The organism is Amycolatopsis kentuckyensis (assembly GCF_002155975.1).
GTDB lineage: Bacteria > Actinomycetota > Actinomycetes > Mycobacteriales > Pseudonocardiaceae > Amycolatopsis > Amycolatopsis kentuckyensis.
The window spans coordinates 1-4,688 of record NZ_MUMI01000768.1 but is presented as its reverse complement, the minus strand read 5'-3'; the positions used below and the strand labels follow the sequence as shown (position 1 = coordinate 4,688).

The following is a 4,688-nucleotide window of genomic DNA, read 5'->3' as shown; positions in this document are numbered from 1 at the left end:
TCGCAGGCGCCGGCCGGCGCAACATCGGCCACCTGGCCGAGATCCGCTGGCAGACTGGCCGGGCCATGACTACGACGAAACTCCTCCCGGGCGGCACGGTCACGATCCTCTGCGCCGGTACCGCCGCCCCGGTCGTCTTCACCACCCCCGGCGAGGCGCTCGCGGCGCTGCCCGGCGGCCCGGCGGCCGTGCACACCGGGGACGTGCTGATCCGCGACGACGGCACGCCCACCGGCCCGGCCGTCCGCCGCTGCGAACAGCTGCGCGCGCTGGCCGGCGAAGGCCGGATCCTCGTGTCGGCACGCACCAGGGCCGTCCTCGGGGACGCCGTCACGCTGCACGACCTCGGCGTCCACCGCCTGCCGGACCTCACCGCGCCCGAGCGGATCTTCGAACTCGGCGGGACTCCCGGGCCGCTGCGCTCGCTCGACGCCGTCCCGAACAACCTCCCGGTGCAGCTGACCGGCTTCGTCGGCCGCGACACCGAGCTCGGCGAAGTCCGGCGGCTGCTCGCCGGGACGCGGCTGGTGACCCTCGCCGGGCCCGGCGGCAGCGGCAAGACCCGGCTCGCCGCGCAGGTCGCCGCCGGTGCCGAGTGGCCAGACGGCGTCTGGTGGGTGGAGCTCGACGCCGTCACCGAGGTCGCCGAACGGGTCGCCGCGACGCTCGGCGTGCCGGTGGAGCCCCGGGTCGGCGCGGCCCGCTCGGTCGCGACGGCCCTGCGTGACCGCCGCGTGCTGCTCTGCCTCGACAACTGCGAGCACGTCCTCGACGGCGCCGCCGAAGTCGCGGTCGAGCTGCTGCGGACCTGCCCCGAGGTCGCGGTGCTGACGACCAGCCGGGAGCCGCTCGACGTACCGGGGGAGACGGTGTGGCGGGTGCCGCCGCTGGCCGTCGAGGAGGCCGTCGCGCTGTTCGTCGAGCGCGCGGGCGCGGTCCGGCCGCTGTTCACCCTGGACGCCTCCAGCGCGGCCGCCGTCCGGTCGATCTGCACCCGGCTCGACGGCATCCCGCTGGCCGTCGAACTGGCCGCCGCGTGGCTCGGAACGCTGGCCCCGCACCAGATCGACGCCGGCCTCGACGACCGGTTCGCCCTCCTCACCCGCGGCCCCCGCGGCGTGCCGGCGCGGCAGCGGACCCTCGAAGGCTCCCTCGCGTGGAGCCACGACCAGCTCGACGAGGGCGACCGCGCGGTGTTCCGGCGGCTCGCGGTGTTCGCCGGCGGGTTCACCCTGGCCGCGGCGGGCGGCCCGGCCGTGCTGCCCGCCCTCGGCCGGCTCGTCGACAAGTCCTTGGTACTGGCCGAAAACGGCCGCTACCGGCTGCTGGAAACGCTCCGCGAGTACGCGGCCGCCCGGCTGGCCGAGGCGGGGGAGACCGACGCCGTCCGCGATCGCCACCTCGACCACTACCTGGCCCTGGCCGAAGCCGCCGAGCCCGACCTCGACCGTGACAAGGATGCCTGGCGGGCCCGGGTCGAGCCCGAGCGCGACAACCTGCGCGCGGCCCTGGAGTGGGGGCTGGCGCAGGAGGATCCCGACCGGGGCCGCAGGCTCGCCGCCGCCGTCGCGTGGCTGTGGAACCTGCACGGCCGCGGCCACGAAGGCCTGGCGTACCTCGAGCGCGCGGTGGCCCGGTGCCCGGACGCCCGGACGCCGCTGCAGGCCCGGCTGCTGACCGGGATGGGCCTGGTGGCGGACACGACGGCGCCGTTCGACGTCGAAGCCGCGCGGCAGGGCCTGGATCTCGCCACCGAACTCGGCGAAGCGGACCTGCGCGCGCGGTGCCTCTGCCTGACCGCCCTCGGCCACCTGTACACGGACTTGGACACCGCCTGGGACCTCGCCACCGAAGCCGGAACGGAGGCCGACGGCTTCGCGCGGGACAGCGCGTTGATGCTGCGCGGAATCATCCGGACCGTCCGCGACCGGCACGACGACGCGGCACCACTGCTCGCCGAGGCGGCACAGGGACTGCTCCGCCGCGGCGACCGCGGGCTCGCCTCGACCGTCCTCAGCGTGCAGTCGGCGAGCGCGCTGGCGGCGGCGGACCTGCCCCGCGCGAGGGAACTCGCCGAGCGCGCCGTCGAGGTCGCCGCCCCGCTCCGGGACTTCCACCGGGTCAACACGACCCTCTGCCAGCTGGCCCGGGTCCACGGCTTCGCCGGCGACGTCGACGCCGGGTTCCGCGTGATGGAGCCGTTCCTGCGGCTGCTCGAAACGGCGGGTGAGGTCTTCGTGCCGGGCATGGCCGGGGTGCTGGGACAGCTGCATTGGCGGCGAGGCGAGTTCGAAGAGGCGTTGCACTGGTTCGAGCGTGAAGCCGTGCCCGGGACGTACATGGCCGCGCAGGGCCTGCCCGAACGCGGCGCTCTGCTGCGCGCGCTCGGCCGGGCCGACGAGGCCGCTGAGGTGCTGGCCACCGCCGTCGACCTCACCCGCCGCTGGTCGCTGCCTTCGCCGCTGGCCGACGCCCTGGACGAGCAGGGGTACCTGGCGGAGCCATCGCAGGCAGCCGAACTGCACTACGAAGCGCTGAGCCTGCGCCTCGACCACGGCCTCCGGCTGGGCGTCCTGGCCAGCCTGGACGCCCTGACGGCGCTGCTCGCGCGCACCGGCCGCGAGGCCGACGCGGCCCGGGTGCTCGTCTCGGCTTCGCAGGCCCGGGCCGAGCTGGGCGTGCCTCGCCGTCCCACCGCGCAGGCGGAGCGGGCCGCGCTCGGCCTGGTGACCTCCGAACCACCGATGACCCTCGACGACGTGGTGGCGTTCGTACGCCGCACCCGCGGAACCCGCGGCCGGCCGTCGAGCGGCTGGGACAGCCTGACGCCGACGGAGCTCGAGGTGGTGAAGCTGGCGGCCGAGGGGTGCACCAACCCGGAGATCGGCACCCGGCTGTTCATGAGCCGCGGCACGGTGAAGACGCACCTGGCGCACGTCTACGCGAAGCTGGGGATCGCGAACCGCACCGAACTGGCCACCCTGGCGGCGGCCCGCCTGAGCTGACGGTCATGAAGGGTAAGTCGTTTCTCGCCGAGCGTTGACGGGCCCTTTCCAGATCCGCACCATCAACCTGGACGTTCGCATCGCGGACGTACACGCGAGAATGTGCGCCGTCGACAACGCGACGACGAGCATTGCGGATTCACCGGCGGGGTCGAGCCGAAAGACATGATCGGACAGCCAGTAAAGGGTGGCGACCACGAGTGCGAGAGCGGACAGCAGCGCCGTCGGTATGAGCCACAAGATGGCGGGCGCCGCGATGATCAACCCCAGCTTCGTGGTCTCGATTCCCCGAGAAGCCAAGACGTAGGAGGCGGCGAGCGCGGCCACCGACGCCGCCACGTAGGCCGCGGTGATCGTGTCCCAGTGCAGCGATTCGAGAACGGTTCCCCACTTCGGGCCGTCCCGGGGAACGTCGCCCGTGAACAGGTAGGAGATCGCGTTTCCGGCGACGAACGAGATCCAGATCCAGATCGCCTGGAGTACGAGCAGCACGGCGGAGACAGCCGTTCCGAGCACGATGGCTGTCTTGGGCATCCGCCGCAGGCGCGCGGAGGCGGCCGAGTACGTCCTTCTCGCGAACTTGACGCCTGACTTGACGTCTTCGAAGGTGCCGTACCACGACCAAGCGGCGTTGATCACGATGAACGTGATGGTGATTGCCGCACTCGGGCCGAAGGCCCATCTGAGCAATCCTTTCAGGAGATCATCCGGATTGCTGATGTCGAACGGGTCCATGGCTGGTCAACCTTCGGGCGGTGTGCCCGGAGAGTCGCGCCTGCAGGAAAGGGTGTTCCTCGCTTCACGGTTGTTCGCCCGTTCGGCCTACCTGCGACGGCCGTGGCGGCCCGCCTGAGCTGACGGTCAGTCCCAGTCGATGCCGAAGACGCCCGGGCCGAAGTCGAACGCCACCGCGTGGACGCCGTCCGCGCCGTCCAGCTTCAGCGCCCTCCGGGCGAGCGTGCCGTTCGCGCCGTTGCGCGAGTACTGCCAGCACCGCTCCGGCGCCGTGCCCGGCGCGAACCGGACTTCGAGCAGGTACTCCCGCACCGGGCGGCGGAACTCGCGGTAGTGCGTGTTGCGGCACTCCGGGTACGGCGGCCCGCTGTTGGTCAGCGTGTACTCGATCAGGTGCGTCTCGCCGCGGTTGATCGGCTGGTCGAAGAGCAGTTCCGTGACGAGCAGGCCGTGGGCCTCGTCGATCTCCGCCCGGCCGACGCGGCAGTTGCGCACGGCGTGCAGGTCCGGCACGCCGGCCGCCGGGTCGTCCTGGGTGTACACCAGGAGCCAGCGGTCCTGGCCGTCCGCGACGGCCTGGAACACCGCCCGAGCCGTCACCGCGCGCTGGCCGCCGTCCGCGGCGATCTCGCACAGGTCGTGCAGGCCGACCATCTTCAGCGGCTGCTGGCGGTCGAGCGCGTACGGCGCCCCCACCTTCTCCAGCAGCGGCTGGAGCACCTCGCGGGGGAACGACATCGGCTCGCCGCCGGCCTGGCGCTTCCCGGCGCCGCCGCGGGGCCGGGGCGGGGGCAGCAGGCCGAGCAGGGAGCCGGCGGGCACGTCGAGGATCTCTTCGAGCGTGCGAACCGCCGAAAGCGAGCTCTGCCGCTCCGGCTGTCTTTTGCCCGACTGCCAATAACTGAGTGCGGTGACGCTGACGACGACGCCGCGGGCCCGCAGCCGCGC

At 73.2% G+C, this 4,688-nt stretch carries 3 protein-coding genes; 1 reads left to right on the top strand and 2 read right to left on the bottom strand.

All coding sequences use genetic code 11. The annotated features are described in order from the left end of the window. The coding region (locus tag CCN39_RS47480; RefSeq protein WP_244211344.1) for a helix-turn-helix transcriptional regulator at positions 1–3,005 on the top strand (3,005 nt) is incomplete at its 5' end. A 3-nt stretch (positions 3,006–3,008) separates the two neighbouring features. Here CCN39_RS47480 and CCN39_RS47475 read toward each other — a convergent pair. Both CCN39_RS47475 and CCN39_RS47470 read right to left on the bottom strand, forming a co-directional pair. Next, complete coding sequence (locus CCN39_RS47475; RefSeq protein ID WP_086853716.1) at positions 3,009–3,740, bottom strand: hypothetical protein; 732 nt, start codon at positions 3,738–3,740, stop codon at positions 3,009–3,011. A 126-nt stretch (positions 3,741–3,866) separates the two neighbouring features. After that, on the bottom strand, positions 3,867–4,688 hold an 822-nt coding region (locus tag CCN39_RS47470), incomplete at its 5' end, for a hypothetical protein (RefSeq protein ID WP_086853714.1).

Bases quoted from the DNA above. Each gene is read 5' to 3' on its own strand.
- CCN39_RS47475 (WP_086853716.1), bottom strand. From the start codon at position 3,740: ATGGACCCGTTCGACATCAGCAATCCGGATGATCTCCTGAAAGGATTG.